This window comes from Novosphingobium mississippiense, assembly GCF_044029535.1.
GTDB lineage: Bacteria > Pseudomonadota > Alphaproteobacteria > Sphingomonadales > Sphingomonadaceae > Novosphingobium.
Genome location: NZ_CP147001.1, coordinates 146,709 through 171,653, shown reverse-complemented (window position 1 = coordinate 171,653; position 24,945 = coordinate 146,709). Strand labels below are relative to the sequence as shown.

General features: G+C 67.1%; 23 protein-coding genes. 7 read left to right on the top strand and 16 right to left on the bottom strand.

Annotation, left to right across the window (positions count from 1 at the left end; translation table 11 throughout):
- Nucleotides 1-251: 251 nt before the first annotated feature.
- Both WBP06_RS00785 and WBP06_RS00780 read left to right on the top strand, forming a co-directional pair.
- A complete protein-coding gene (locus tag WBP06_RS00785) occupies nt 252-821 on the top strand; it encodes a hypothetical protein (protein WP_395330878.1) in 570 nt (189 codons plus the stop codon).
- A 135-nt stretch (nt 822-956) separates the two neighbouring features.
- A complete protein-coding gene (locus tag WBP06_RS00780; protein WP_395330876.1) occupies nt 957-2,108 on the top strand; it encodes a glycosyltransferase family 4 protein in 1,152 nt (383 codons plus the stop codon).
- 63 nt (nt 2,109-2,171) lie between these two features.
- Here WBP06_RS00780 and WBP06_RS00775 read toward each other — a convergent pair whose 3' ends face one another.
- From WBP06_RS00775 to WBP06_RS00760, 4 genes are all read right to left on the bottom strand, one after another.
- Nucleotides 2,172-3,161: a MarR family transcriptional regulator gene (locus WBP06_RS00775; RefSeq protein ID WP_395330873.1), complete on the bottom strand. Its 990-nt coding sequence runs from the start codon at nt 3,159-3,161 to the stop codon at nt 2,172-2,174.
- Nucleotides 3,162-3,264: 103 nt separating this feature from the next.
- On the bottom strand, nt 3,265-4,254 hold the full coding sequence (gene hemH / locus WBP06_RS00770) for a ferrochelatase (RefSeq protein ID WP_395330871.1): 990 nt from the start codon (nt 4,252-4,254) through the stop codon (nt 3,265-3,267).
- Complete coding sequence (locus WBP06_RS00765) at nt 4,254-6,536, bottom strand: molybdopterin cofactor-binding domain-containing protein (RefSeq protein ID WP_395330869.1); 2,283 nt, start codon at nt 6,534-6,536, stop codon at nt 4,254-4,256. The genes hemH and WBP06_RS00765 overlap by 1 nt, the downstream gene beginning before the upstream one ends.
- On the bottom strand, nt 6,536-7,519 hold the full coding sequence (locus WBP06_RS00760) for a P-loop NTPase (protein WP_395330867.1): 984 nt from the start codon (nt 7,517-7,519) through the stop codon (nt 6,536-6,538). The genes WBP06_RS00765 and WBP06_RS00760 overlap by 1 nt, the downstream gene beginning before the upstream one ends.
- A gap of 197 nt (nt 7,520-7,716) precedes the next feature.
- Between WBP06_RS00760 and WBP06_RS00755 the strand changes: the two genes are divergently transcribed.
- From WBP06_RS00755 to dinB, 4 genes are all read left to right on the top strand, one after another.
- Nucleotides 7,717-8,997: an SPFH domain-containing protein gene (locus WBP06_RS00755; RefSeq protein WP_395333972.1), complete on the top strand. Its 1,281-nt coding sequence runs from the start codon at nt 7,717-7,719 to the stop codon at nt 8,995-8,997.
- Nucleotides 8,994-9,833, top strand: coding sequence for a protease modulator HflC (gene hflC / locus WBP06_RS00750; RefSeq protein WP_395330865.1), 840 nt, complete (start codon nt 8,994-8,996; stop codon nt 9,831-9,833). The genes WBP06_RS00755 and hflC overlap by 4 nt, the downstream gene beginning before the upstream one ends.
- A 158-nt stretch (nt 9,834-9,991) precedes the next feature.
- Complete coding sequence (locus tag WBP06_RS00745) at nt 9,992-11,536, top strand: Do family serine endopeptidase (protein ID WP_395333970.1); 1,545 nt, start codon at nt 9,992-9,994, stop codon at nt 11,534-11,536.
- Nucleotides 11,537-11,775: 239 nt separating this feature from the next.
- Complete coding sequence (gene dinB, locus WBP06_RS00740) at nt 11,776-12,891, top strand: DNA polymerase IV (protein WP_395330863.1); 1,116 nt, start codon at nt 11,776-11,778, stop codon at nt 12,889-12,891.
- 94 nt (nt 12,892-12,985) lie between these two features.
- On the opposite strand, the gene WBP06_RS00735 is transcribed toward dinB, so the two are convergent.
- The 5 genes from WBP06_RS00735 to WBP06_RS00715 all read right to left on the bottom strand — a co-directional run bounded on the left by WBP06_RS00735 (nt 12,986) and on the right by WBP06_RS00715 (nt 15,785).
- Nucleotides 12,986-13,399, bottom strand: coding sequence for an NUDIX domain-containing protein (locus WBP06_RS00735; RefSeq protein WP_395330861.1), 414 nt, complete (start codon nt 13,397-13,399; stop codon nt 12,986-12,988).
- A gap of 56 nt (nt 13,400-13,455) precedes the next feature.
- Nucleotides 13,456-14,076 (bottom strand): 6-phosphogluconolactonase, encoded by a 621-nt coding sequence (locus tag WBP06_RS00730; protein WP_395330858.1) that lies wholly within the window; start codon nt 14,074-14,076, stop codon nt 13,456-13,458.
- Nucleotides 14,077-14,149: 73 nt separating this feature from the next.
- A complete protein-coding gene (locus tag WBP06_RS00725; protein ID WP_395330855.1) occupies nt 14,150-14,611 on the bottom strand; it encodes a Dps family protein in 462 nt (153 codons plus the stop codon).
- Between the two features lie 88 nt (nt 14,612-14,699).
- Nucleotides 14,700-15,257, bottom strand: a complete 558-nt coding sequence (locus tag WBP06_RS00720; RefSeq protein WP_395330852.1) for a hypothetical protein — start codon at nt 15,255-15,257, stop codon at nt 14,700-14,702.
- 72 nt (nt 15,258-15,329) lie between these two features.
- Entirely contained in the window at nt 15,330-15,785 is a 456-nt protein-coding gene (locus tag WBP06_RS00715; protein WP_395330850.1) for an XRE family transcriptional regulator, read from the bottom strand.
- A 104-nt stretch (nt 15,786-15,889) separates the two neighbouring features.
- On the opposite strand from WBP06_RS00715, the gene WBP06_RS00710 reads away from it, so the two are divergent.
- Nucleotides 15,890-16,588, top strand: coding sequence for a murein L,D-transpeptidase catalytic domain family protein (locus tag WBP06_RS00710; protein WP_395330847.1), 699 nt, complete (start codon nt 15,890-15,892; stop codon nt 16,586-16,588).
- Between the two features lie 63 nt (nt 16,589-16,651).
- On the opposite strand, the gene WBP06_RS00705 is transcribed toward WBP06_RS00710, so the two are convergent.
- The 7 genes from WBP06_RS00705 to WBP06_RS00675 are packed head-to-tail and all read right to left on the bottom strand — an operon-like array spanning nt 16,652 to nt 24,907.
- The gene (locus tag WBP06_RS00705) at nt 16,652-17,794 is read right to left on the bottom strand and encodes a glycosyl hydrolase family 28 protein (protein WP_395330845.1); all 1,143 of its coding nucleotides are present in this window, start codon (nt 17,792-17,794) and stop codon (nt 16,652-16,654) included.
- A gap of 16 nt (nt 17,795-17,810) precedes the next feature.
- Nucleotides 17,811-19,073 (bottom strand): hypothetical protein, encoded by a 1,263-nt coding sequence (locus WBP06_RS00700; RefSeq protein WP_395330843.1) that lies wholly within the window; start codon nt 19,071-19,073, stop codon nt 17,811-17,813.
- Nucleotides 19,070-20,188 carry a hypothetical protein gene (locus WBP06_RS00695; RefSeq protein WP_395330840.1) on the bottom strand — a complete coding sequence of 373 codons (1,119 nt, stop codon included), beginning with the start codon at nt 20,186-20,188 and terminating at the stop codon, nt 19,070-19,072. The genes WBP06_RS00700 and WBP06_RS00695 overlap by 4 nt, the downstream gene beginning before the upstream one ends.
- A complete protein-coding gene (locus tag WBP06_RS00690; RefSeq protein ID WP_395330838.1) occupies nt 20,185-21,345 on the bottom strand; it encodes a glycosyltransferase in 1,161 nt (386 codons plus the stop codon). Before WBP06_RS00690 ends, WBP06_RS00695 begins: the two co-directional genes overlap by 4 nt.
- Before the next feature lie 46 nt (nt 21,346-21,391).
- On the bottom strand, nt 21,392-22,486 hold the full coding sequence (locus WBP06_RS00685; RefSeq protein ID WP_395330836.1) for a glycosyltransferase: 1,095 nt from the start codon (nt 22,484-22,486) through the stop codon (nt 21,392-21,394).
- Nucleotides 22,483-23,559 (bottom strand): glycosyltransferase family 4 protein, encoded by a 1,077-nt coding sequence (locus tag WBP06_RS00680; protein WP_395330833.1) that lies wholly within the window; start codon nt 23,557-23,559, stop codon nt 22,483-22,485. Before WBP06_RS00680 ends, WBP06_RS00685 begins: the two co-directional genes overlap by 4 nt.
- Nucleotides 23,560-23,569: 10 nt before the next feature.
- The gene (locus WBP06_RS00675; RefSeq protein WP_395330830.1) at nt 23,570-24,907 is read right to left on the bottom strand and encodes an O-antigen polymerase; all 1,338 of its coding nucleotides are present in this window, start codon (nt 24,905-24,907) and stop codon (nt 23,570-23,572) included.
- Between the last annotated feature and the right edge of the window lie 38 nt (nt 24,908-24,945).

Genomic DNA, 24,945 nt, shown 5'->3' with positions numbered 1-24,945 from the left:
CCCCTCTCCCGCCACAACGAGACGCCCGGCCTCTCCTCCTTGGCCGGGCGTCTTTCGTTGGTGCGATGCAGGTGCGGCGATGACCGCCTCACATCGTCGCCGCATCGCTTCGGATCGCCGCAAACGCAGCGTTTCCAAACGGATCACAACAGGAAGTTCACGACCGGTTCAGTGGAAACATTGCAGAAATGTTGCACGTGCCCGCTGGAACCGCCGTTGACTGGTTGGCCCGGAAAGGGAGTTCAATCGAGATGAATATCAGGATCAGGAATTTCGCCCTGGGCGCAGCGCTGGCGGCCTGCGCCGTGACCGCTTCGTCGCCGGCGATGGCGCGCGGCGGCTATGGCGACGACACGGCGGCCGTGGCCATCGGCGCCGGCGTCATCGGGCTTGCCCTGGGCGCGGCGATCGCCGACCGGGGCGATCGCTACTACTACAACCGCGATTATTACGGCGGGCGTCGCTACGTTACCGTGCGCGGGCGGCCGGGATACTATTACTACTACGACGGCTATCCCAACCGGTACTATCAGGACCGCTATTACGACCGCTATTACGCGCCCTATTACCGCGAGCATTATGGTCGTCCCGGCTGGGGCCGTCCTGCCTACGGCCGTCCGGTCTATGGTCGCCCCGGCTGGGCGCCGGGCCCCAACCGCTGGAACGACCATCGCGGCTGGGACCACAGGGACAACCGGCGCGATTATGGCCGCGACTACGGACACCGCGACTATGGCCGTCATGACGATCGCGGCCATCACGACAATGGACGGCACGACAATGGACGCCACGATGATCACGGGCGTGGCTGGCGCCGCTAAGCGGCCGTCCATCGCGCCGTAGGATATCGCACCCAAGGCAGGGCGGCGGTCGAACCCCGATCGCCGCCCTCTGCACGTCCCGTTCCGTCATCCGCACTCGCCAAGCCCCGCGCGGGCGGCTATGGGGCGCCCGATATGGATATCGCCGACCTTCGCATCGCCCTGTTTTCGGGCAACTACAATTACGTGCGCGACGGTGCCAATCAGGCCCTGAATCGCCTGGTCGGCTACCTTCTGAAGCAAGGCGCGCAAGTGCGCGTCTATGCGCCCGTCGTCGCCAAGCCCGCCTTCGCGCCCACCGGCGATCTGGTAGGCGTGCGCGCAGTGGCGATCCCCACCCGTTCGGAATATCGCATGCCGCTTGCCATCGGCGGCAAGGCGCTGCGCGATCTCAGGGCGTTCGCCCCCAACGTCATCCACCTCTCCTCCCCCGATCCGGTGGGTCACCAGGCGCTGAAGTGGGCGCGCAACCGCAAGCTGCCGGTGCTGTCATCGGTTCACACCCGCTTCGAAACCTATCTGCGCTATTACAACATGGCCTGGGGCGAACCGGTGATCGAGGCGATCCTGCGCCGTTTCTACCGCCGTTGCGATGCGCTGGTGGCGCCGTCCGAATCGATGGCCCAGCTGCTGCGCGAACAGCGCATGAACTACGACGTGTCGATCTGGTCGCGCGGTGTCGACCGGGACATCTTCCATCCCGATCGGCGCGATCTGGACTGGCGCCGCGCCCACGGCATCGGCGACAACGAATTGACCATCGGCTTCCTGGGCCGCCTGGTGATGGAAAAGGGGCTGGACGTCTTTTCGGACACGCTGGATGAACTGACGCGGCGCGGGGTTGCCCACCGCGTGCTGGTGGTGGGCGAAGGCCCGGCCCGCGAATGGTTCGAGGCGCGCCTGCCGCAGGCCGTCTTCGTCGGCTTCCAGCAGGGCGCCGATCTTGCCCGCGCCGTCGCCAGCATGGACATGCTGTTCAACCCTTCCGTCACCGAGACGTTCGGCAACGTCACGCTGGAAGCGATGGCCTGTCGCCTGCCGGTGGTCGCCGCCGCCGCCACCGGCAGCCAGAGCCTGGTCGACGATCGCCAGTCCGGCCGTCTGTTGCCGCCGGGCGCGATCCACCAGTTCGCCGAAGCGCTGAAGGCCTATATCGAGGATCCCGCCCTGCGCGACGCACATGGCCGCGCGGGAGAGGAACGCGCGCTGGAATTCAGCTGGGATCGCATCAATCAGGAAGTGGCAGACACCTATATCCGCCTGATCCGCCAGAAGACCCGCGGCTGACCCTAGAGAGCCTTGCCGACGTGGCCTTCTGCCGGAGGGGCCTGCCCTATGGCCGAAAGCCGGTCAGACGGGCGCCGGAAGGGCCAGGTCGATCTCGTCGAAATAGCGCCCCAGCGCATCGACGGCCTTGTCGGTCAGCTCGATGAAGGCGCGGCGGCGGTCGTTGTCGTCGCAGACGCGGCGGAACAGTCCACCGGTGACCATCTGGCCGATCCAGCGCAGCGCCGTCGTCGGCGGCACGGCCGCGGCGATGCAGAGCGAGGTTACCGAGACCTGCTTGCCCTCTTCCCGCGCGGCGGCAAGGTCCAGCAACATGTCCCACGCCGGATCTGCGAACAGATCGCCCTCGATATAACGCGCGCGTAGCTGGCGCTGACGCAGGATCTTGCGCACCAGCCGGGGCTCGGGAAGATTTGCCGACGCCGGCCGCGCGGCTGAAACGACCGGCTCGACGCTCCGTTCGCGCGGCTCCACCTCTCCCGCGCTGGACGGCGCCAGCCGCTCGATCCGGCCGGCGATCTGGCCCACCTGTTCGGTCAGCCGCAGGATCATCAGCCGGTCATCCTCCGACAGTTCGCGCACGCGGCCCTGCGGCAACCCCGCCAGCACCCGGCCCAGCGCCACCAACCGCTCCGCCGGGGTGGGATCCACCAGCAGCAGCGAATCCGAACAGTCCATGCAGGCGAAGACGTCCTCCAGCGCCGCCGAGCTGGTCGAAACGATCAACCGGATGCCCGATCCGGCGACCAGCAGGTCCAGCCGTGCCAATGCGGCCAGGGTTTCGGCATCGGTCAGCGGGCAATCGACCAGCACGACATCGCCCAGCATGACATCGCGCATCTGCCGGTCATCGGGTTCGGCCAGCACCTGGGCCAGCGATCCGATGGTGACGCGCATCCCCGCCGCCACCGCATCCTCGCGCATCGCCGCGCGCACGTGCGGACGGTCCGCGAAGATCGTGAGCAACGGGGACGGGCCCTGCCGAACCATCCCGTTGCCACCCCACCCCGCCGCCGCGCAGTCCGCGCCGTAGCTGAAATCCATGTCGTCCATGTGCTCCATTCCGTGCATTCACGTAGATGCATGGGAAAAGAACATAGTTAACCCGGAAACCAGGCGTTAAATCCTTGTTACGAGGGCACTCGGCTGCCGATACTCACCAGCCCGACAATTCGCGCCGAACCAGCGCCTCCAGCATGTCGATCCCGGCGGGCGTGTCGTTCAGGCAGGAGAGCACGGCGAAATCGGTGCCGCCCGCCGCTTCGAACACCTCGCGCGCGCGGATCGCCAGTTCCTCCAGCGTTTCCACGCAATCGGCCGAGAAGCCCGGCGCGGCGACGGCAATGCGCCGGGTGCCTGCCTTGGCCTCGGTTTCGAGCAGGTGCTCGGTGGACGGCTCCAGCCACTTGGCGCGGCCGAAGCGGGACTGGAAGCTGGTCTCGATGCGCAGCGCCGGGAAGCGCCGATGCAGCCGTTCGACCAGCAGGTGCGACGTTTCGCGGCAGTGCCAGTAATAGGGGTCGCCAAGGTCCGTCGTGCGCTGCGGCATCCCGTGGAACGACAGCACCAGCACTTCGGGCACGAAGGCCAGCGCGGCCAGCTGCCGCGAAAGGTCGGTTTCCAGCGCATCGATATGCACGGGGTCGGCGTAGTAGGGCGGCAGCGTGCGCAGCGTCGGCTGCGCGCGCATGGCCGCCATCGCCTGCCCCACCTTGTCCGCCACCGATGCCGTGGTCGCACCGGAATATTGCGGATAGAGCGGGGCGATCAGAATGCGGTCGCAACCCGCCGCCTTCATCGCGGACAGCCGCGCGGGGATGGCGGGGTTGCCGTAACGCATCGCCCAGTCGACGGTGATGCCCTCTCCCATCCGCTGCTGCAGCGCGGTGGCCTGTGCGGCGGTGATCGCCGCCAGTGGCGATCCCTTGTCGGTCCAGACCTGGCCATAGGCATGGGCGGACTTGGCCGGCCGCGTGCGCAGGATCACCCCGTGGAGGATCGGCTTCCATGCGATCGCCGGGATTTCCACCACGCGCGGGTCCGACAGGAACTCCGCCAGATAACGACGCACCGCCGGCGCGGTGGGTGCATCGGGGGTGCCCAGGTTCACCAGCAGCACGCCCACGCGCGAATCGGAAGCGGGCATCAGAACTCCTCGGCAAACAGGGGAAGACGACGGAAGCGGAGCCCCGTCGCCGAGTAAAGCGCATTGGCGACGGCAGGCGCGACGGCGGCAGTGCCCAGTTCGCCGGGATCGGCCGGATCGGCCTTGCTCTCGATGAAGTCCACTTCGATGCGCGGGCAATCGGCCAGCGCGGGCAGTGCCATGTCGCCCAGCCGGTCGCTGTCCGGCCGCCCGCCGACGTAGCGCGGCGCGCAGCCCAGGGTCAGCCCCAGCCCGAACACCAACCCGCCCTCGATCTGCTGGCGGGCGATGTCGTAATTGACGATCCGGCCGATGTCGGCGACGGCACTCAGCCGGTCCACCCGCACCCCGTTCTCGTCCCGCCGGGCGCTGGCGATCACCGCGATGCGCCCCCCGCCGATGACGTGACAGGCAATGCCTTGCCCGCTGTTGTCTCCCCCGCCGCCCCATTCGGCCAGCGCCGACACCCGCTGCAGGCATTCGGCCAGACGCGGATCGCCGCCCAGCATCGCCATGCGGTAGGACAGCGGCTCCCGCCCGGCGCGATGGGCCAGTTCGTCCACGAAGCTTTCGTTGAAGAACGCGGTGTAGCCATGCGCATTGCCGCGCATTCGCGCCGTCGGCAGATCGATGGTCGCGGGGATGTGGTCTACGGCGATGGCAGGGATCGCATAGGCGGGAACCGCGCCTTCCAGCGCCATCGGATCGGCCTTGCCCGCCACCGCGGAAATCGCCTCCGCCGGGCCGTCTCCAGCGAAGAAGCGGCGGCCGAATTCGCGCGCGCTGGCCGGCGCGGCGATGCGCGCGCGCCATCCGGCGATGCCGCCTTCGGCATTGGCACGCGCGGCCATCACCGCCACGGCCGGCGTGCGCGGGAAAGCGGCGCGGAATTCCTCTCCGCGCGGCCAGGTCAGTTGCACCGGGCGCTCCATCGTCTTCGCCAGCAGCGCCACTTGCGCCGCGTGCCGGCATTCCAGCCGCAAGTCGAAGCTGCCGCCCAGCGCCACGGGATAGAGCACCACCGCATGCGCGCCCACGCCGACCGCCTCTGCCGCCGCGGCGCGCACCGCCTCGGGCGCCTGCGTGCCGATCCACAGTTCCAGCCGGCCATCGGCAAAGCGGGCCGTGGCACTGGCAGTCTCTATCGTGGCATGGGTGGCGGGCGCGACTTCATAGCGGACCTGGAACGGCAGCAGTCCATCCACGGCAGCACCATCGCCGGTCAGGTGGATACGTTCGCCCGCCCCGGTACGCATTGCCTCATCCAGCGCATTATCCATCACGTCGCTGTCCAGCGCGCCGATCACGCGGTAGCGCGGCCGGGCGCGGACCAGCGCCGCCTCCGCGCTCCACCAGTCGTCGGCGACGGCGGCGACCCAGCCGGGGCCTTGCACGAAGCGATGGAAGCCGCGCAGGGACTTGCCCGCCTGTTCGTCCAGCGCGGAGACTTCGGCCATCGCCCCCTTGCCGCCGACCAGCGGCGCATGGCGGATGGAGGCGCGCAACATGTCCGGCAGGCGGACGTCACCGGCGAAGATCCACGACCCGTCCACCTTGGAGGGCAAGTCCAGCCGCGGATAGCGCAACTTTGCGCCGGGCGGGAATTCGCCGGGCTTTTCGGTGGGAAAATCGGGCCGCAGCGGCGGTGGATCGGGGGGCGAGAAGGCCGCCGCCTCCGCCGCGATCACGCCGAAGGGCAGCACTTTGCCGGCATGGTGGACCAGACCGCCGCCCACCTCGCACTCCTCCACCGCAACGCCCCAGCGCGCCGCCGCCGCCTGCGCCAGCAGTGCCCGCGCCGAAGCCGCCGCCGCCCGCGCCGGCCCTTCGTAGGCCGCCAGCGCGGTGCCGTCCGCCGTCACGTTGAAGCGATGGTCCTGAGCCCAGCGGCGGGTAACGAAGCCATCCGGGTTTTCCGCCAGAGAGGACGCCATCGGCATCCACGGCGACGACCACAGCGACGACCACTTCGCCGCCAGCACGGTATTGGCGTAAAGCGCGCTGACCGGGGCAGGCTCCACGGCGATCTGCCGCCAGTCCGCGCCCATTTCCCAAGCAACGACCTGCGGCAGCAGCGTCGTCACCCCCTGCCCCATTTCCACTTGCGGCACCGCGACGCTGACCACGCCGTCCGCACCGATCTTGATCCAGGCGCCGAACGCATATTCGTCCGGCCCGGGTTCCAGCGGCAGCGGAAAGCGATGCGGCCGCAGCAGGTAGCCGACGGCCAGCCCGCCGCCCGCCAGCGCACCGATCAGGACGCCGCGCCGCGAAACCTGCATCAGATCTGGTCCAGCCAATCCGATACGCGGCGGCCCAGCGCCACGAAGGCTTCCGCCTGCGGGCCGGTTCCGGCCGCCGGCGGATTTCCGGCATCGCTGTCTCGCCGGATCGCGATGTCCAGCGGAATGCGGCCCAGGAAGTCCAGCCCCATCGTCCGCGCCGCCGCCTCCGCACCGCCCACGCCGAAGGGATCGCTCACCTCACCGCAATGCGGGCAGGCATAGCCGGCCATGTTCTCCACCACCCCGACGATCGGCACGCCGCTCTTCTCGAACAGGGTCACCGCGCGGGCCGCGTCCATCAGTGCCAGATCCTGCGGGGTGGAGACGATCACCGCACCGGCGGGCTTGAACTTCTGCAGCATCGTCAGTTGCACGTCACCGGTGCCGGGCGGCAGGTCCACCACGATGATTTCCGCGTTTTCCCAATGTGCTTCCAGAAACTGCGTCAGCGCGCCGGCCACCATCGATCCGCGCCAGGCGATCGCCTGGCCCGGTTCGGACAGTTGCGCCATCGACAGCACCGGCACGCCCCACTGGCTGGCCACCGGCACCAGCCGGCTTTCATGCGCAACCGGGCGCTGCCCCTCGGTGCCGAGCAGCCGCGCCTGCGACGGGCCGGAGATATCCGCATCCACCAGGCCGACACGGCGGCCCAATCGGGCCAGCGCCACCGCCAGATTGGCCGCCAGCGTGGATTTGCCGACGCCGCCCTTGCCCGATCCGACCGCCAGGATGTGCTGGCGCGGCTTGTCCGCCATGACCGCGACGTGGACTTCCTCCACGCCCTCCGCCCCTGTCAGCGCGGCGGTAACGGCGGGTTCGATCGCGGCCTGCTCCTGCACGGAAAGGCCGCTGCCGTCGATCACCACCACCGCCCGTCCATCGGCCAGTCGCAGCGATCGCACGCGTGGCGCCAGGTCCGGCGAAATCAACGATTTCAGGCGATCAGCATCGGATCCGGCAGTATCGGGGGTAGTCATGAAGTCCTGCAAAGAATGTGGGGAGAATGGGGCATGAACAGCGTTCAGGTGGCGCAGTCGAGTAAAAAGGGCAAGAGAGGCACTGTTTTTGATGAAAAAGGCTTCCTATAGATGGGGACATGACAGCATTCGGTGACGCCATCTCACGCGCCGGCCTTGGCGCCGCACAAGACACCGGCTCTGGCGAGCCACTTGCCATGACCGGCCGCAAGAGCCCCTGGGGTTCCGGCAGCGATGGAGACGGTCAGGGCGGGAACGATGGACACGGTTCCGAAAACCCCGGCCCGGAAGGCGGCCCTGAAACATCCGGCCCCGAAGGCGCCGGATCCGATGGGCCCGATGGTCATGCTCCGGGCGGTAGCGAAGGCGCGAAGCCGGGCGGATCGGCCCCCATCGGCAAGGGTGGCGACAAACCTGACGGCAAGCCCGGCGCCAACGAACCGCGCGGCCCGCGCAACCCGTGGCTGCCCAGCGGCGGCACCCCGCCACGCCGCTCCGCCAGCATAGAGGACATCTTCCGCCCCCGCGATCCACGCCGCACCGGCAATGGCGGCGGTGGCGGCCTTGGCGGCGGGTTCCCGAACCTGCCGCGCCGCGCGGACGGCACTTCGTGGTTGCCACTGGGCATCGGCGCGGCGGTTTTGGTGATGCTGGGCATGTCCTGCGTCCACTCGCTGAGCCCGCAGGAGCAGGGTGTCGTCACCCGCTTCGGCCATTTCTCCCGCGTGATCGATTCCGGCGTCTCGCTGACCATGCCCTGGCCGATCGAGCAGGTGGACAAGACCGACGTGCGTTCCTTCGCGGTGGATACGATCCCCGATGGAGAGGCCGAAAAGCTGATGCTGACCAGCGACAAGAATCTTGTCGACCTCAGCTACCTGGTCCGTTGGAACATCAAGAACCTGGAAAATTATTCCTACCGCCTGATCGATCCCAAGGACACCGTGCGCGAAGTGGCGGAGGCGGCGATGCGCGCCTCCATCGCGCAAGTGACGCTGAAAGATGCCATGTCGGGCGCCGGGCGCGCACGCGTGGAGCAGGACGTGCGCGAGCGGACGCAGCGCATACTCGATTTCTATCGCTCCGGCGTGGCGATCCAGGGCATCGAGATCAAGAAGGCCGATCCGCCGTCGAAGACCCGCGCCGCGTTCGATCAGGTCAACGTCGCCCAGCAGAACGCCGACCGCGACCGTTCCAACGCACGCGCCGGCGCACAGCAGACGCTGGCCGCCGCAGAAGGTGAGGCTGCCGCGTTCGACAAGGTCTATGAGGAATACAAGCTGGCCCCCGAGGTGACCAAGCGGCGCATGTATTACGAAACGATGGAGCGGGTGATTTCCCAGAACGACACCGTCGTCGCCGAACCCAAGAACATGACGAGCTATCTGCCCCTTCCCGAAATGAAGCGCCGCGCCGAATCCGCGCCCGGCGATATCACCGTGACTGCGGCCCCCGCCGCCACGCAGGGAGGCCAGTGATGAACCTCTGGCAGGATTACAAAGTCGCCTGGATCGCCGCGGGCGCAGTTGCCGTCGGCGTGCTGATGAGCGTGATCGTCGTGCCCGAGACGGAACAGGTGGTGGTGGTGCGCACCGGCCGCCCAGACCGCGTCTACAACGCCTATGTGCCCGGCGCGCCGTTCGGCGCGACCGATGCCGGCATCCACTGGCGCATCCCCGGCCTTGAGCGCGCGGTGCGCATCGACAAGCGCCTGCTTTCGGTGGACATGCAGCAGGAGCAGGTGCTCTCCACCGACCAGTTCCGCCTGAACGTGGATGCGTTCGCGCGCTACCGGATCATCGATCCGGTCAAGATGGTGGAGACGGCGCAGACCACCGAGCGCGTGACCGAGCAGCTTCAGCCCATTCTCTCCTCCGTCGTCCGGCAGGAACTGGGCAAGCGCACGTTCGAATCGCTGCTGACCGCGGAGCGGGGTGAGGCCATGGCCCATATCCGCGACGGGCTGGACCGCGAGGCGCGCGAATATGGCGCGCAAGTGGTGGACGTGCAGATCAAGCGGGCGGACCTGCCCGAAGGCGCCCTGGAAAGCGCTTTCGCCCGGATGCAGGCCACGCGCGAGGAAGAGGCCAAGACGATCGCCGCGCAAGGCTATAAGGACGTACAGATCATCCGCGCGGATGCCGAAGCGCAGGCCGCGCGCATCTATGCCAATGCCTATGGCAAGGATCCGAAGTTCTATGACTTCTACCGCGCGATGAAGAGCTATTCGATCTCGTTCGCCAAGGGTGATGCCGGCAAGACCATACTGCTTTCACCCGATAACGCCTATCTTCAGCATTTCCGGGAACCATAAGGCTTTCCGAACGATCAACGGATCGGCGCGCGCGTGCACCGGTCCAGCGCAAGAACGCCATTCAAACCCGGTTAAGCTCGCGGAGCGTCAACCGGGACGGTGACGACAGGATGTGACCCTGCACTGCCAGGACGGAGGAATCAAAGGACGTGAAGCCCGTGCGATACGCTTATGGATTGACCACAGCGCTCCTGCTGGGAGGCGCGACGCTCACCCTGGTCACCGGCTATCCGGCTGGCGCCCAGGTCGCCCAGAACGAAGCCAGCCAGATGGCCCGCGTGGCCCCTCGGGCCGGCGCTCCGGCGAGCTTCGCGGACCTGACCGAACAGTTGGCGCCCTCCGTGGTGAACATCTCCACCCGCCAGCGCGTGCAAGTGCAGGGCGGCGGCGCCAACCCCTTCGCGGGCACGCCTTTCGAAGGCCTGTTCGGCGGCGGTGGCGGCGGCTCCGGCCCGCAGACGCGTGAAGCGCAGTCGCTCGGCTCGGGCTTCATCGTCTCGGCCGACGGCTACATCGTCACCAACAACCACGTGATCACCGCAGAGGGCAAGGGCGAGGTCGAATCGATCACCGTCATCATGCCCGACGGTACCGAGTATCCGGCCAAGCTGATCGGCAAGGACGCCGCATCGGACCTGGCCGTGCTGAAGATCACCGCCCCGAAGGCGCTGCCCTTCGTGAAGTTCGGCGATAGCTCGAAGGCGCGCGTGGGTGACTGGGTGGTCGCCATCGGCAATCCGTTCGGCCTGGGCGGCACCGTCACCGCGGGCATCGTTTCAGCCGTGTACCGCAACACCGGTGCCGGCGGCGCCTACGACCGCTATCTCCAGACCGACGCCTCGATCAACCGCGGCAACTCCGGCGGCCCGATGTTCGACATGAACGGCCAGGTGATCGGCATCAACAACGCCATCTTCTCCCCCACCGGCGGCAGCGTCGGCATCGGCTTTGCGATTCCCTCCGAAATCGCCTCGCCCATCGTCGACAAACTGATCAAGGGCGAGAAGATCCAGCGCGGCTATCTGGGCGTGCAGATCCAGGCGCTGAACGAAGACCTGGCGGATTCACTGGGCCTTGAGCACAACAAGGGTGAATTCATCCAGAGCGTGGTCGCCGATGGCGCCGCTGCCAAGGCCGGCATCCAGGCCGGCGACGTGGTGGTGAAGGTCGGCGGCAAGGAAGTGACGCGCGACCAGAGCCTCTCGTTCATCGTCGCCAACACGACGCCGGGCACCAAGGTTCCGGTCGAACTGATCCGCAACGGCCGCCGCATGACGGTGACGGCCACGGTGGCCCAGCGCCCGAGCGAGGACGATCTGGCCCAGTCGTTCGACAGCAGCAACGGCGACGATCAGGACAGCGACGCCTTCAACAATCCCCCGGCGCAGCAGGGCCAGGGCGTGATCGAAAAGGCCACCGGCCTTTCGGTGACGCCGCTGACCCCGACGATCGCCCGCCAGTTGGGCGCTGCGGAAGGGACCAAGGGCCTTGTCATCATCTCGGTCGATCCCAGTTCGGATGCCGGCCAGAAGGGCTTTGCCCGTGGCTTCATCATCCTTTCGGCGAACAACCAGCCGGTCACGTCGAAGGTCGATCTGGAAAACGTGATCAAGGCCGCCAAGGCGGATAACCGCCCCGCGATCCTGCTGCGCGTCCAGCCGCGCGGCCAACCGGCCGCCTTCGTGCCGGTGCGCCTGCGCTGATCCGCACTCGCACGACGAAATCGAAACGCCCGCCGGGAAACCGGCGGGCGTTTTCGTTGGCGGGCCGCTTTCCGCCCTCCCCTCACCACTCCTTCGCCAGCCCCGCCTTCGCGGGGATGACGGAGTGGGACGGCAAGATTTTGGGGCACTCATGACCGGGAAATCGGGCAGCGCACCTTGGCGATCGCCCGTCATGATGCCCCCTATGGAGCGCGCCCTCCCCTCGCTATAAGACCCGCATGTCATCGGCCGATCATGAACGCGAGGAGGAAGCCGACGGCCTGCGCAAGGTGATCCATGTCGACATGGATGCCTTCTACGCCAGCGTCGAACAGCGCGATGAGCCTTCGCTGAAAGGCAAGCCGGTGGCGGTCGGCGGATCATCCCAGCGCGGCGTGGTGGCCGCCGCCAGCTATGAGGCGCGCAAGTTCGGCGTGCGATCCGCGATGCCGTCGGCCCGGGCGATACGGCTCTGCCCGGACCTGATCTTCCGCAAGCCCCGCTTCGACGTCTACCGACAGGTGAGCGACCAGATCCGCGCAATCTTCCTGGATTATACCCCCCACGTCGAACCGCTCTCGCTGGACGAAGCCTATCTGGACGTCACGGCGGACCTCAAGGGAATCGGCTCGGCCACGCGCATTGCCGAGGAAATCCGCCGCCGCATCAAGGCGGAAACGGGGCTGACCGCCAGCGCCGGCGTCTCCTACAACAAGTTCCTGGCGAAGCTGGCGAGCGACCAGAACAAGCCCGATGGCCTCTGCGTGATCCGGCCCGGCGAAGGTGCGCAGTTCGTGGCCGGGCTGCCGGTCCGGCGCTTTCACGGCGTGGGGCCGCGCGGGGCGGAGAAGATGGCGCAGCTGGGGATCGAAACCGGCGCGGACCTCGTCGCCAGGGATCTGGCCTTCCTGCGCGCCAACTTCGGCAGCTTCGCCGAATACCTGTTTCGCGCCGCACGGGGGGTGGATCTGCGGCAGGTGCGCGCCGACCGGCCGCGAAAATCGGTCGGCGGAGAGCGCACGTTCTTCGAGAACATTGCCGGGGCCGACACCCTGCGCGCGACGATGGACGATATCGTGGAGATCGTCTGGGCCCGCATCGAACGCGCCGATACGCGCGGGCGCACGGTGACGCTGAAGCTGCGCTATGCCGATTTCACCACCTTGACCCGCGCCCGCTCGCTACACCACTTCGTGGCGGACAAGGCGGAATTCTCGGCCATCGGCCATGCCCTGCTGGACGATCTGATGCCCCTGCCCCAGCCCATCCGGCTGATGGGGCTGACGCTTTCGGCGCTGGAACGGGGCGAGGAAGAATCGCGTCCGACGAAAGACGGCCAACTCACGCTGCTTTAGAGCGTGTTCAGGTGGCACGCCCCGATGACTCCGAAAACGCGCCAAATCAAAATCTTAGAGCAGTTAGTTCGATGCAATCGGATCGGAAACTGTCCTAACCCGCGTTCATACGCTCCACCCACTCACCGATCTTGCGGGCAAGGCCCGCCGGCATGGCTTCCGGCAGGGCATCGAGCGGAAACAGCGCGATCTCCACGATCTCGCGCCCGTCCCACCGGGGCGTGCCCTCCACCCGGCCGACCACCATGTGCACGCGGTTGCTGGCGCCCTGCAAATCCTCGTCCACGGCCAGCAGTTCGCGGCCATCGAGCAGCGGGCGGCCAGTCTCCTCCTCGAATTCGCGCTTGCCGGCGGCCAGCGCGTCCTCGTCCCGGTTCATGCCCCCGCCCGGCGGCATCCACTTGCCCGATCCATAGGAGTGGCGCAGCAACAGCAGCCGCCCCGCCGGATCGAAGGCCAGCACCCGCACGCCTTCAAGGCGCGGGCGCCGCACCCGCCAGACCGCCATGCGCACGCGGTGGGCGATGCGGTAGAGGGCCCGGTGGAGGCTGGCGGGCAGAAGGTTCAGCAGAAGCAGGTCACCTTGTGGCGGGCGGCACGCAGCAGGCGGGCGATCGGCAGGTCGCTTTCCCCCTTCACCGCGGCATCGAACACGGCGCGCTTGTCGTCGCCGCGGATGACGAAGGCGATCTCATCACTGTCGACCAGCGCCGGGATCGTCAGGCTCAGGCGGTCGAACGGCGCTTCGGGCGGCAGGGGATCGGGCGTCAGGCGGCGGACCGCGTACGGATCGTCCGCCTTCGGATCGGTATTCGGAAACAGCGAGGCGATGTGCCCGTCGCCGCCCATGCCCATCCAGGCGATGGCGAAGTGGGGCGGTTGCGCATCCTCGGTCAGCGGCACGATCCGGGCGCCCACGGGCTCCAGCCGGGCGCGGATCTTGCCCACGTTGCTGGCGGGATGATCCTCGTCAACGATGCGGTCGTCCCCCGGCCATACCGCGATGCGGTGCCAGGGCAGGTCTTCCTTGGCCAGCAGGTCGAAGATCGGGAACGGGGTGGATCCGCCGGGAACGGTGATCGCGATATCGTCCGGACTGGTGGCGAGCGCGGCCTTCAGGCGCGCGGCGAACCATCGGGCGATGATCGCATTGTCGGCGTTTTCGATGATTTCCAGCTTGGGCATGAAGGAAGCATTAGCACTCCCTCCATGCTCAAGGAATGGATCGCGCGAGATTTTCGCGCAGGTATCAAATGGATCAGGCGAGAATTTCGCGCAGGAACCACGCGCGCTGTTCGGCCTGGTCGGTCCAGTCGTCGATGATGCCGTCGGTGGCATTGTCGCCCGCGTCGCCGGCCAGTTCCTTGGTCGCCTTCAGCGAGGCGACGTAAGACGAATTATCCTCGAACAGTTCCTTGACCATCGCCATCGCGTCCAGCGAGGTCTTGTCCTGGTCCGCGATCGAGGTCTTGGCGCCGATCGCACCGATCGAGGTCAGCGTGGTGCCGCCCAGCTTGCGCACGCGTTCGGCGATCAGGTCGGTCAGGCCGAAAATTTCGGTCGCCTGCGTGTCGAACAGCAGGTGCAGGTCATGAAACTGCGGACCCTTGACGTGCCAGTGGAAGTTCTTGGTCTTCACGTAGAGCGCAAAGGTATCGGCCAGCAGCCCGTTCAGGCTGTCGATCAGCGCGGCCTTCGAATTATCGTCCTTGGAAGTCATGCCTTGGTTCCTTCGATTGGTCCGTCTCGGGGGGAATGTAGAGTGGTGAACGGATGAATTGAAGCCTGGTTCGAATGCGATTTTTCGATCAGACTAGTGAGAATTCCCGAAGGAACAGAACGATGGCGGCAAGCAGCAGCGCCGCGCCGATCGCTCGTCTGGTCCAGCGTAGCCCGCGCCATTCCAGCGCCGAGGGCATGGCCCATGCCGCGCCCGCCAGAACCGCGCCGCCCAGTGCGCCGCCGGCCCCGGCCGCGTAAGGCGCGGCAAGGCCGACGCCCAGCCCCAGCACCAGGAACCGCGCCGCATCGGTCAATTCCTGCGCGAACAGCACGATCGCCAGCGCCCCCAGCGAATTGGTCGGCTCCTTCGGATCGCGGCGCGGCACGAAGATCATCAGTTCCGCACCGGAAATGGCCAGCGCGATTCCGGCGAAGATCGCCCGCGCCGGTGGAGGCAAGTCGGCCAGCACAAGGCTTCCCGCCCAGCCCGCCAGCGCCGCCGTCGCCACCGCGCAGGCCAGCGCGACCAGCAGCACGCCCGGCCGCGCGCCCTGCCGGCGGACCAGCCCGGCCACGGTCGTCTGATCGCGCGCGCCGAACCCCGCCAGCAGCACCACGATCCATGTCAGGTAAAAGGCGGACATCGGCCCTGCTTGGAATTTCCCACGATATGCCGGCCACTTAGACGAAATTCGCGCGACTGTCGCCCCCGATCCTTATCGGGTGTCGGCGCGGGCGATCAGGGCGTCCAGCGCGGCGCGGCCCTGCCGCAGTTCGGGCAGGATCTTGCCCAGTTCGTGGCGGGTGATCCGCTTGCCGCCTTCGCTGTCCACCGCCTGCGCTTCCACCAGACGGTGCAGCGCTTCCACCAGCGCCAGAATGGGATCGACGCCGACCATCCGTTCCGGCAGCGCCACCGCGCGCACTTGCGCCAGCCCAAGGCATCGGTCTATGGCCCCCGGGCCAAAGCTCTTCTCGATGCCCAGCAGCATCATGGGGTCGAGGCTGGTCGCTTCGGACTTCGCATTGCGAATCGTTCCCGGCGAACATCCCAGCCGTTCGGCAAGCTGGCGATCGTTGAGGACTTCGCTCTTCTGGATCTGTCGGATAATCGCCGAAACCGCCTGGCGATATTCATCGCTGGTGGGTGCGCCGGAGCGGGTTGCAGTCATGCGGAACGCTTTCCTGACGATGAACGCGAATACAGCACGTTGTGACGATTTATGAGAATCACTCCAAGACCTTGTCGACGAATCTGCCCTAATGGGGCGACGATATGAATTTCAGCCGACGTAACTTCATTGTCGCCGCGACGGCATTTGCGGCGAGTTCCTCGACTGCGGCCAGCGCCATTTCCTCCTCGCCCTTCGGCGTGGGCGGGGTGCTGCCCGAACTGCCCCGCGCGCCCTTGCCCGGCCCCGGCGTGGCACCCACCGCTGCGGCCGCGTTGCCCGCCGTCCGCGCCGGGGTAAACCCCGCGCTGTTCGACGCCGCGATGGCCGCGCTGGACCGCCACGGTGGACGGGTGATGCGCGATCGCATCGGCATCGTCGACTTTTCCTCGTCCTCGTCCGATCCGCGCCTCCATCTGGTAGACCTTGTCGGCGGCTCCACTTCGACGCTGCATGTCGCCCATGGCAGTGGTTCGGATCCGAACCACACCGGATGGTTGCAACGCTTCTCCAACAGCCCCGGTTCCAACGCGACCAGCGAAGGCGCCTATCTGACTTCGGACTACTACTTCGGCCGTCATGGACGTTCGCAGCGGTTGATCGGGCTGGACGCCAGCAACAGCAACGCGCTGGAACGCGCGATCGTCATCCACGGCGCCTGGTATGCGGAGCCTTCGATGATCGCGGTGCACGGCAAGCTGGGCCGCAGCCAGGGCTGCCTGGCCGTGGGCGACAGCCTGCTGAACCGGGCGTTCGACCACCTCGGTTCGGGCCGGATGATCTACGCCGCCAAGGTGGCCTGAGAAAAAGTGGCCTGAGAAAAAGTAGCCTGCGAAAACGCCTGACAAGACCGCCGGCCCGCCCGCTCACGAAATCTTGAGCGAGACGGCACCGGGATCGCGAACGCCCGGATCGACCACCGCCGCCGGGCGGGCCCACTTGCCCGCGCCGCGCCGGCCGGTGACCCGCACGTCGCGCACCGATCCCGCCGCCACGACGCCTGCCCGGGCGCCGGGGCCCAGCCCGTCGATCTCCAGTTCCGATACGGTGACGCTCTGCGTCGAGCAGGCGATGGCGTCGGCGCCTGCGCGCTGCACGCTGCAATCGGGCCGCCCCTGGATATGGACCGCGCCCTGATTGATCCCCTTGCGGGTCACGCAGTCCACCAGTTGCACCCGGCGCGCGGTAATGCGGGCATTGCCGAAGGTGCCGTAACTCCGTTCCGAATTGAGGTAGAGCCCGGCGCAGGCCGAGCGCACCACGCGCACGTCCGAAACCGTGACGTCCGCGCCGCCCACCACCGCCACGCCGCGCGCGTGGCCATCGGTGATCGTCAGGCGGGTGGCCCGCACGTTCGAAACCCGCCGACCTTTCTGGTTGGGCCGGTCATAGCTGACCACCGCAAAGCCATCGTCGCCGGTATTGATCGCCTGATAGTCGCTTACCGAGATGTCGGACGAACCATTGGTGATGTGCAATCCGTCGGCCATCGTGTCCCGCACCAGAATGCGCTGCAACGTGCCGCCGTGGGCATCGTCCAGCGCGATCCCCGCCGTCGCCGCGCCGCGCACGGTGACGTTGGCAAGGGTGAAATCGCTGGCCGCCTGCACCAGCAGGCCGAAGCCCGAATAGGCCTGGATGCGCCTGGTCGCCGGGGAGGCCAGCGTCAGGTCGCTGATCCGCGCCCCACTGCCGGTCACGCGCAGGCGGCCCTTGTTCGGATCCAGCGCCTTCAGCGTGGCGCCCATGCCGGCGATCGCACCGCCATCCAGGTCCAGCATGTCCGAATGGCAGTAGACGCCGCCCTTTTCCAGCCGCAGCAAGCCCTTGGTTTGCGAACACCAGGCCAGCGCCCGCTGGAGCGCCGCCTGCTGGTCCCGCCCCGGATCGGACACTGCACCGAAATCGCGAATGTCGCGCGAAGGGGCTGCGGCAACGGCGCGCCCGGCCACCGGCAACAGGGCCAGCGCGGCGACCATGGCGCGGCGGGAGAGGTAAGGCGATGTCATCGAATCACTCCCGGGATCACTCCGGCTCCAGCGCAAGGGTGCGCCTGTCGCGTGTGGACGCGCGGCCGGCATCCTCGCGCAGGTGCTGGAACACCAGCTTCGAGACGACGAGGCCGATCGTGACGCTCAGCACCAGGTTCTGGAGCAGCACGGCCACCGCCACGGTCTGCGCCGCGCCCAGCAGCGGGGCGAACACCAGCGTGGCGGCGAAACTGGCCACCCCCAGGAAGCCGCCGATCACCCACCACTTCTCGCTGTTGAGCGCCGCCACCGCCATGCCGAAGGGCGCGGCGACACAAGTGACGAAAGCACTGGCGAACAGCGGCAGGGCCAGGTCGAAAGAGACGCTGGCATGGATCCATCCCAGCCGGCCCAGCACCAGCACAGCCGCCACCGCCAGCGGTAGGTAGACCGCCGCGAAAGCCACAGAAAGCTGCGTGTTGCGCCAGATGGTGCCGCGCACGGTGGTCCAGTCCTGTTCCGCCGCGGCCTTGATCAGGCGCGGCGCGAAAGCGATCGACAGGCCGTGGAGGAACACCGAAACCGCCGAGGACAGCTTGCGGACGAGTTCGAAAGTCGCCACCGCCTGCGGCACGCCCAGCGCGGTCAGCGCCAGAGTCGGCAGGCTTTCGGTGGCGGACATGACCACGCCGCTGACCAGGAAAGTGCGGCTCTCACTCCACAGCAGGCGCACATGCGCCATGCCCATCGGCTGCACGGCCAGCGCCGCCAGCCCCCGGCGCAGTGCCACCGAAAGCAGCGACGGCACCAGATAGGCTGCCGACATCGCCAGCGAGATCGCCATCCAGTCCGGCCGCAGCGCGAAGAACCACGATGCGGCGAACATGGCCGTCAGCATGACCGGCGGCACGACGTAGAACAGGCATACCGCCAGCAACTGCCGATCCAGCGCGACCTGCCGCACTTCCTCGATCCGGGCGATCGCCAGCGAGGCGACGGCCACGAAGATCGCCGCCAGCGCCGCGAACGGCACGCCCACGGCAACATGGCTTACCGCCATCCCCGCCAGCACCAGCGCCAGGAACACGATCAGGATGTGCCAGGCCGAAATGTCCGGCCGATCGGGCAGCAGGATCGATCGCAGATAGCCCTGCTTGGCATATTGGGCGACCGGGCCGATCACCAGCATACCCACCGCGAACGAGCTGGCGCCCAACCCGTATTGCATCCCGTCCAGCAGCGATGCCGCCACCAGCGGCGGCAGGAAGCCCACCCCACCCGCCAGCAGGCGCGCCAGCAGCAGCCACGACAGCTTCATGCCGGCGCTCCTGCAGCCGATGGGGGTGAAGGGGCCAGCATCTCGTCCACCACGCGATCCCAGGTGCGCGGTGGCGCCAGCGCAGTCTTCGGCGCGTCCAGCGCGGCGTGCATGGCGGCCACGATGGAGGCGGCGTCACCCACCCGATAGCCATGCCGCATGGGCTTGCCGCCCTGCACGAAGTCCGGACAGACCGCCGGCAGCCCCGCCGCCTCGAACTGCAGCAGCTTCATCGATGTGTCGATCAGATAGTCGGACGCCAGCGCGCTGCGATAGGGCGCAATGCCGATCGTGGCATGGCGGATATACGGGATCGTGTCCCGGAACGGCATTTCCGGCAGCCAGTGCAGGTTGGCGGTTGACACGCCGTCATGCCCCGATCCGATGATGTAGAACTGCAGATCGGGAAAGGCCTGCGCCGCAACCTCGAACACATGCGGATCGAACAGCATCGATCCCACCGAAACCGCCGCGCGCGCGCCGTCATAGGGATCGGGCAGCGATCCGGCGAAGAACGCATCGTCCAGCCCGTGGGCGATCACGCGATGTTCGGCGATGCTGCGATGGTCCGGGATCATCAGCGCCGACGGCAACCGGGCATAGGCAATGCCGGGCGCCGCCTGCGCCAGTTGATCCTCGTAATAGCGATCCAGGCCGATGGTCCCCAGCGTGTCCGACGCATTGTAGATCACCTTCGCCGCCGGATTCAGGCGGCGAATCTCGGAAAGAAGGGCCACCGCGCTGCCAGATTCGACCACGATGGTGGCCGCCTTGCGGATCATGGCACGCACGATCGGCGGCATCCGCCGGCGATAGATCGCGCTGGCCGCCGGATTCCACAGCCGCCCCGCCGCCGCCGCCACGTTCACCGGATGCAGCAGCGAATGCCAGAGGTAGCACGACACGCCATTCGCGGTCAGACCCATGTCCGAAAACTGCTGGCGCCGGGTATCGCGCCCCTTCAACCGCGACAGCGCGCTGGAATGGGTGCTGAGGAACATCGTCTCCCCACGGGTGGCGAGCGCGTCGGTAATGAAATGGATATTCGCCCGCTTCTTCGAACGATAATCGTGCGCGGAACTGATCACCAGATAGGGGGCCGGAAAGGCGCTCATGCCCGCGCGCCTTCCTTGAGGTTGCCCAGCCTCAGCCCCGCAAGGTAGGCGGCATGGCGGGCGACGACGGCGGCCTTGGCACTGGCGGCGGCGTGACGGCGGCGGATGCCGACATGTTCGGGATGCGGCTCCTGCTGCAGTTGCCGGATCATCGCCTGCGCCAGGGCATCGGGATCGCCGGGTTCGGCCAGCACGCCCAGCTCCGGGGCGACGATCAGGTCCTCCGGCCCGAAATCGCACTTGGCGGCGACCACCGGCAGGCCCACGCTCATCGCCTCCACAATGGCGACGCCGAAGCCTTCCCAGCGGGACGCGGTGACGAAGGCCCGCGCGGCGGAGAGTTCGGCGGAGGGATCGGCCACCATGCCGGCCAGGCGCACGTTATCCCCCAGCCCCAGCCGTTCGATCAGCGCCTCCAGCTTGGGACGTTCCGGCCCCTCGCCCACGATCGTCAGCCGGGCATCGGGAAACTCGTCAACCACGCGGCGGAACGCGGTGATCGCGATATCGTGGCCCTTCTGGTAGGCCAGCCGCGCCACCGTCACGAAATTGCGGCCGCCCAGCGCGCCCTCGCCCACTTGCACGTGATCGCCCAACTGGCGGACCGGGTTGGGCATGTGCGCCACTTCCACCCCGCCGCCCATCATGGCCGAGGCATGGCGGGCCAGCCCGGGAGAGACCGCGATCACCCCGGCAAACCGCGGCGCCGCCGGCTTCAGAAACGCGAACAGCACGCGCGATTTGAGAGAGACGGCGCGCTCGATCTCCGGATTGCCGTGCAGGTGGAGCACGATGTTGGTTCGCCGGCCGCGCAGCCGGTCCTGCAGCAGGCAGAGGAAGGCGATCTCGAACTGCGGCACCACCACGATATCGAAGCCTTGTCCGTCCAGCACGCGCTGGACCGCGCCGGGAATGTGCCGCGTGCGCTCAGCCTCTCCGCGAATAACCGAATAGGCGGGATCGACGACTTCCGGGTAATCGCGAAAATAGAGCACGCTGACGGCGAAGCGCGGATTTTCAAACTCCGCCAGTGCGGAGGCGATCTCGTCCGTCACGCGTTCGATGCCGGCAAACTGCTTCGATGGCGGCACCACGTAGAGAACGCGAAGCGGACGGGCCGCCGCATTGTCCGTGATGTGCCTCTGGTGGTCGTTCATGCCGAATTTTCCTTGGTATGTTCGGGCTGGCATCCCGACGCGGCGATCACGCCACCGCCAGATCGCGATAGAGCCCCAGCAGTTCCTCGTTCATCCGCTCCGCCCGGAACCGCGTTTCGAAATGGTTCCGCGCGGCGATGCCCATGCGCTGGAACTCGGCCGCGCCGTAGCGTTCCAGCACCTTGGCCAGGAATCCGGGGTCCGCACTGTCCACCAGCACGCCGGTCACGCCATCGGTCACCAGATGCGGAAAGGCGCCGCCATTGGTGGCGATCAGCGCGCGGCCGGCGCGCATCGTTTCCAGCGCCACCAGCGGCAGGCCTTCCCAGCGGCTGGGCATGACCACGGCATCCGCCTCCACGATCGCCTGCGCCACGCTTTCGCGCGGCAGCCAGCCCCTGAACTCGACCGGCAGGCCATCGGCACTCGGCCGCCGGTCGCCGCGAACGACATCGCCCACCACCGTCAGCCTGGCCTTGCCCTTCGGCAGACGCGCGCAGGCGTCCAGCAGCAGGTCGAACCCCTTCTGGTGGTCCAGCCGGCCGATGAACAACAAGTGCACCGGCCCCTCACGCGGGGGGAGCGGCGGTGCGGCCGGCAAATCGCCGATGCCGGAGACCACAAGGCCCAACTTGTCCTCGGAAAAGCCGCAATTGCGCAGGAAATCGGCCTCATGCGGGGAGATGTTGACGATACGATCGGTCACATGGCTGAGCGAGCGTTCGACCGCGGCGACCACCGACCGGCCCGCCAGCGGCTTGTCCGGGTCGATCATCCAGCCGTGCGCGCAGTAAACCGTCTTGGGTCGCGGACGCGTACCGATCACCGCCAGCCGCCCGATCGCGCCGGCCAAGGTGCTGTGCAGATGCACGACATCGGGCCGATAGCGCTGGACGATCCGCCGCACCGCGCTGGCCAGCCGCATCGTCGCGCGCAAGGTGCGCCGTTCCTGCTCATAGGAGAAGGCCAGCAGCCCGGGACTGTCGGGCAGCAGGTGGATCTGGCTCTGCGGCGCCAGGATGGCCACCTTGCGCTTGCCCAACTGGCCAATCTGCGCCGGCAGAACTTCCTGCAGATAGCTGCCGGGCCCGCCGGGCAGGCATTCGCACACATGCAGCACCTTGATATCCAGATCGGTCATGCCGCTGCATCCTTCAGGAGAGCCACCATGGTGCGGGCAGACCGTTCCCAGCTGTAGCGGGCCGCACGTTCATGGCCCTTGCGCACAAGCTCTTCGCGCAGGCCGGGTTCGTCCCGGATGCGCAGGATCGCCTCCAGCCATTGCCGGGCATCGGTGGGATCGGCCAGGATCGCCGCATCGCCCACCACTTCGGGCAGCGCCGAAGTGTTGGAAACAATCGCCGGGCAGGCCATCTGCATCGCCTCCACCGCCGGCACGCCGAACCCTTCGAAGAACGAGGGGAATACGAAGGCCAGCGCCTGCGCATAAAGCGCCTTCAATTGCCCGTCCGACACGCGGCCCAGATCGATCACGCCGCTGCCATAGCCATGGCGCGCACCGAAGATGCTGCTGATGCCGCCGCCGGCGACGACCACCGCGATGCCGTGCGCGCGCAACTCGTCCGCCAGCCCCGCGATCAGGCCGATGTTCTTGTTGGCGGACTGGCTGCCCAGGCACAGCACGAAGGGCCCACGCACCGCATCGGGCAACCCGTCCAGACTTTCGGGCGCGATGGTCGCGAAATTGTCCGCCGCGTTATAGGTGATGGCATCGGGCGGGCGCCGCGCAATGTTCAGGTCCTGCAGCTTCTGCGCAGAGAATTCGGACACCGTGGTCCAGCGGGCACTGCGGCGCAGCACCAGCGGGATCATCACGTCGTACCAGCGCCGGAACGCGGCGGAAAAGTTCTCCGGCATCAGCCAGGGATGCGCATCATGCACGCAAGTCACCTGCGCGCGGCCCAGCAAGGGCGCCATGTTGCACAAGTTCAGGATCGCGGCGCGCCCGGCGATGCGCGGCAAGGTCGTCTGTTCCCAGACCACCCCGCGCGAAGGGCCGGCCCGCACTTCGGCGATGGCGCTGGTAAAGGCGGCAGCGCCGGAGGGCGGACGGGCGACGACGAAGTCCATTCCGCGCACTTGCGGATCGTTCGCCGCGACCAGCCCGTCGATGGCCCGCACGATCTCGCGCGCATAGCGCTCGACCCCGGTGGTGGCCTTGTCGAGGAAGCGGCCGTTGATGACTACACGCATGGCCGGCCCCTTAGACTTGCGACGCCGCATTCAGCGCCACGGCGCGCGGCGGCATCGGGCCACTCGCTTTCGCCTTGCGCGGAAGTTTCGGATTGGCGGGCATCCACTTGCCCCAGACCACGGCGCAGACAAGGATGCCGATCAGCACCGAAACCGCGCGCCCGTCATAGATGTAGCCAATGCGCGTCATTTCGAGCATCGAATAGAGAAACACCGGATAGATATAACGCATCGGACCCAATCCGCTTTTCAGGGACGAATAGGATATTCCGGCAATCGCACCGTAGATGATCATCAGGAATATCCCGATCAGCCATCCCCAGTCGTAGATCACGGTCAGAATACCGGTGGTATTATTGTATTCCGGCGTCGCGTAGACCGACAGGAAGCTGAGGAACCACGAACCATCCTTGGTCGCGGGCCGCGTGGGCAGCAGTTGCCCGATCACCGGGAATTTGTAGAGCCAGTTGAGCGTCCATTCCCCGCGAAAGGTGGGATTGGGCGAATAGCGCAGCAACGCACAGATATTGTTGATCGAGGTTGCGTAATAGAGCGTGAAGCGGTCGGCGATGAAGTGCCAGAAGTTGTCGTATATATTGATGTAGTGATTGATCCACGACCGGGGATATTCGAAGATGGCGAAGAATATCGGCGCACCGGCATAGAGAAGATAGGGAAAGAACCGGAATCCCAGATCGGTGATCCGCGCGCGTGGCGCCTTGGACGTGGCATAGACGGCGAACAGCGGCACCACCACTTCGACGATGGCGATGCGTTCCGAAAACACCACGGCCCGGAACACCGCCAGGGCAATGATGCCCCACAGCATCCGATGGTAGCGGCGCGGGATCTTCTGCCCGTCCTGGAACACCTTCATCCCGTAGATGATGGCGTAGGCGATGCCGAACTGCGTCGCCGTGGTGATGCCCGAAATATTCGGCGCGGCCTCGCGCACTTCGTACATCGCCCCGCGAGAGGCCGACATCGTCGCCATGATCACGTTGGGGTGCAGGACGATGAGCGGCCCGAACCAGATCAGGTAGGCGGCCAACGTCATGTAGAACAGGAAGTCCAGCGCGCGGTTGCGGATCACCAGCTTGCGCCGGAAGGGAAAGCGCTCCGTCAGGAACGCGCCCACCATCAGCGCCAGCAGCAGCGAAACGCCCTGCACCACGTTCTCGAACGTGACGTAGACCCGGTGCGACTGCAGGACAGGCGCGGTGCGGATCACGGCCGGCGTCACCATTGCCAGCAGGATGAAGAAGGGCATGACAAAGAAGGCGGTCAGCGCAGCGGGCGAATGCCACCACCTGATCCCTTTGAGCCTTGCCAGGGAATTCGCCATCATTACCGCGCCTCGCCAATATTCATTGTTATGAACAGCGC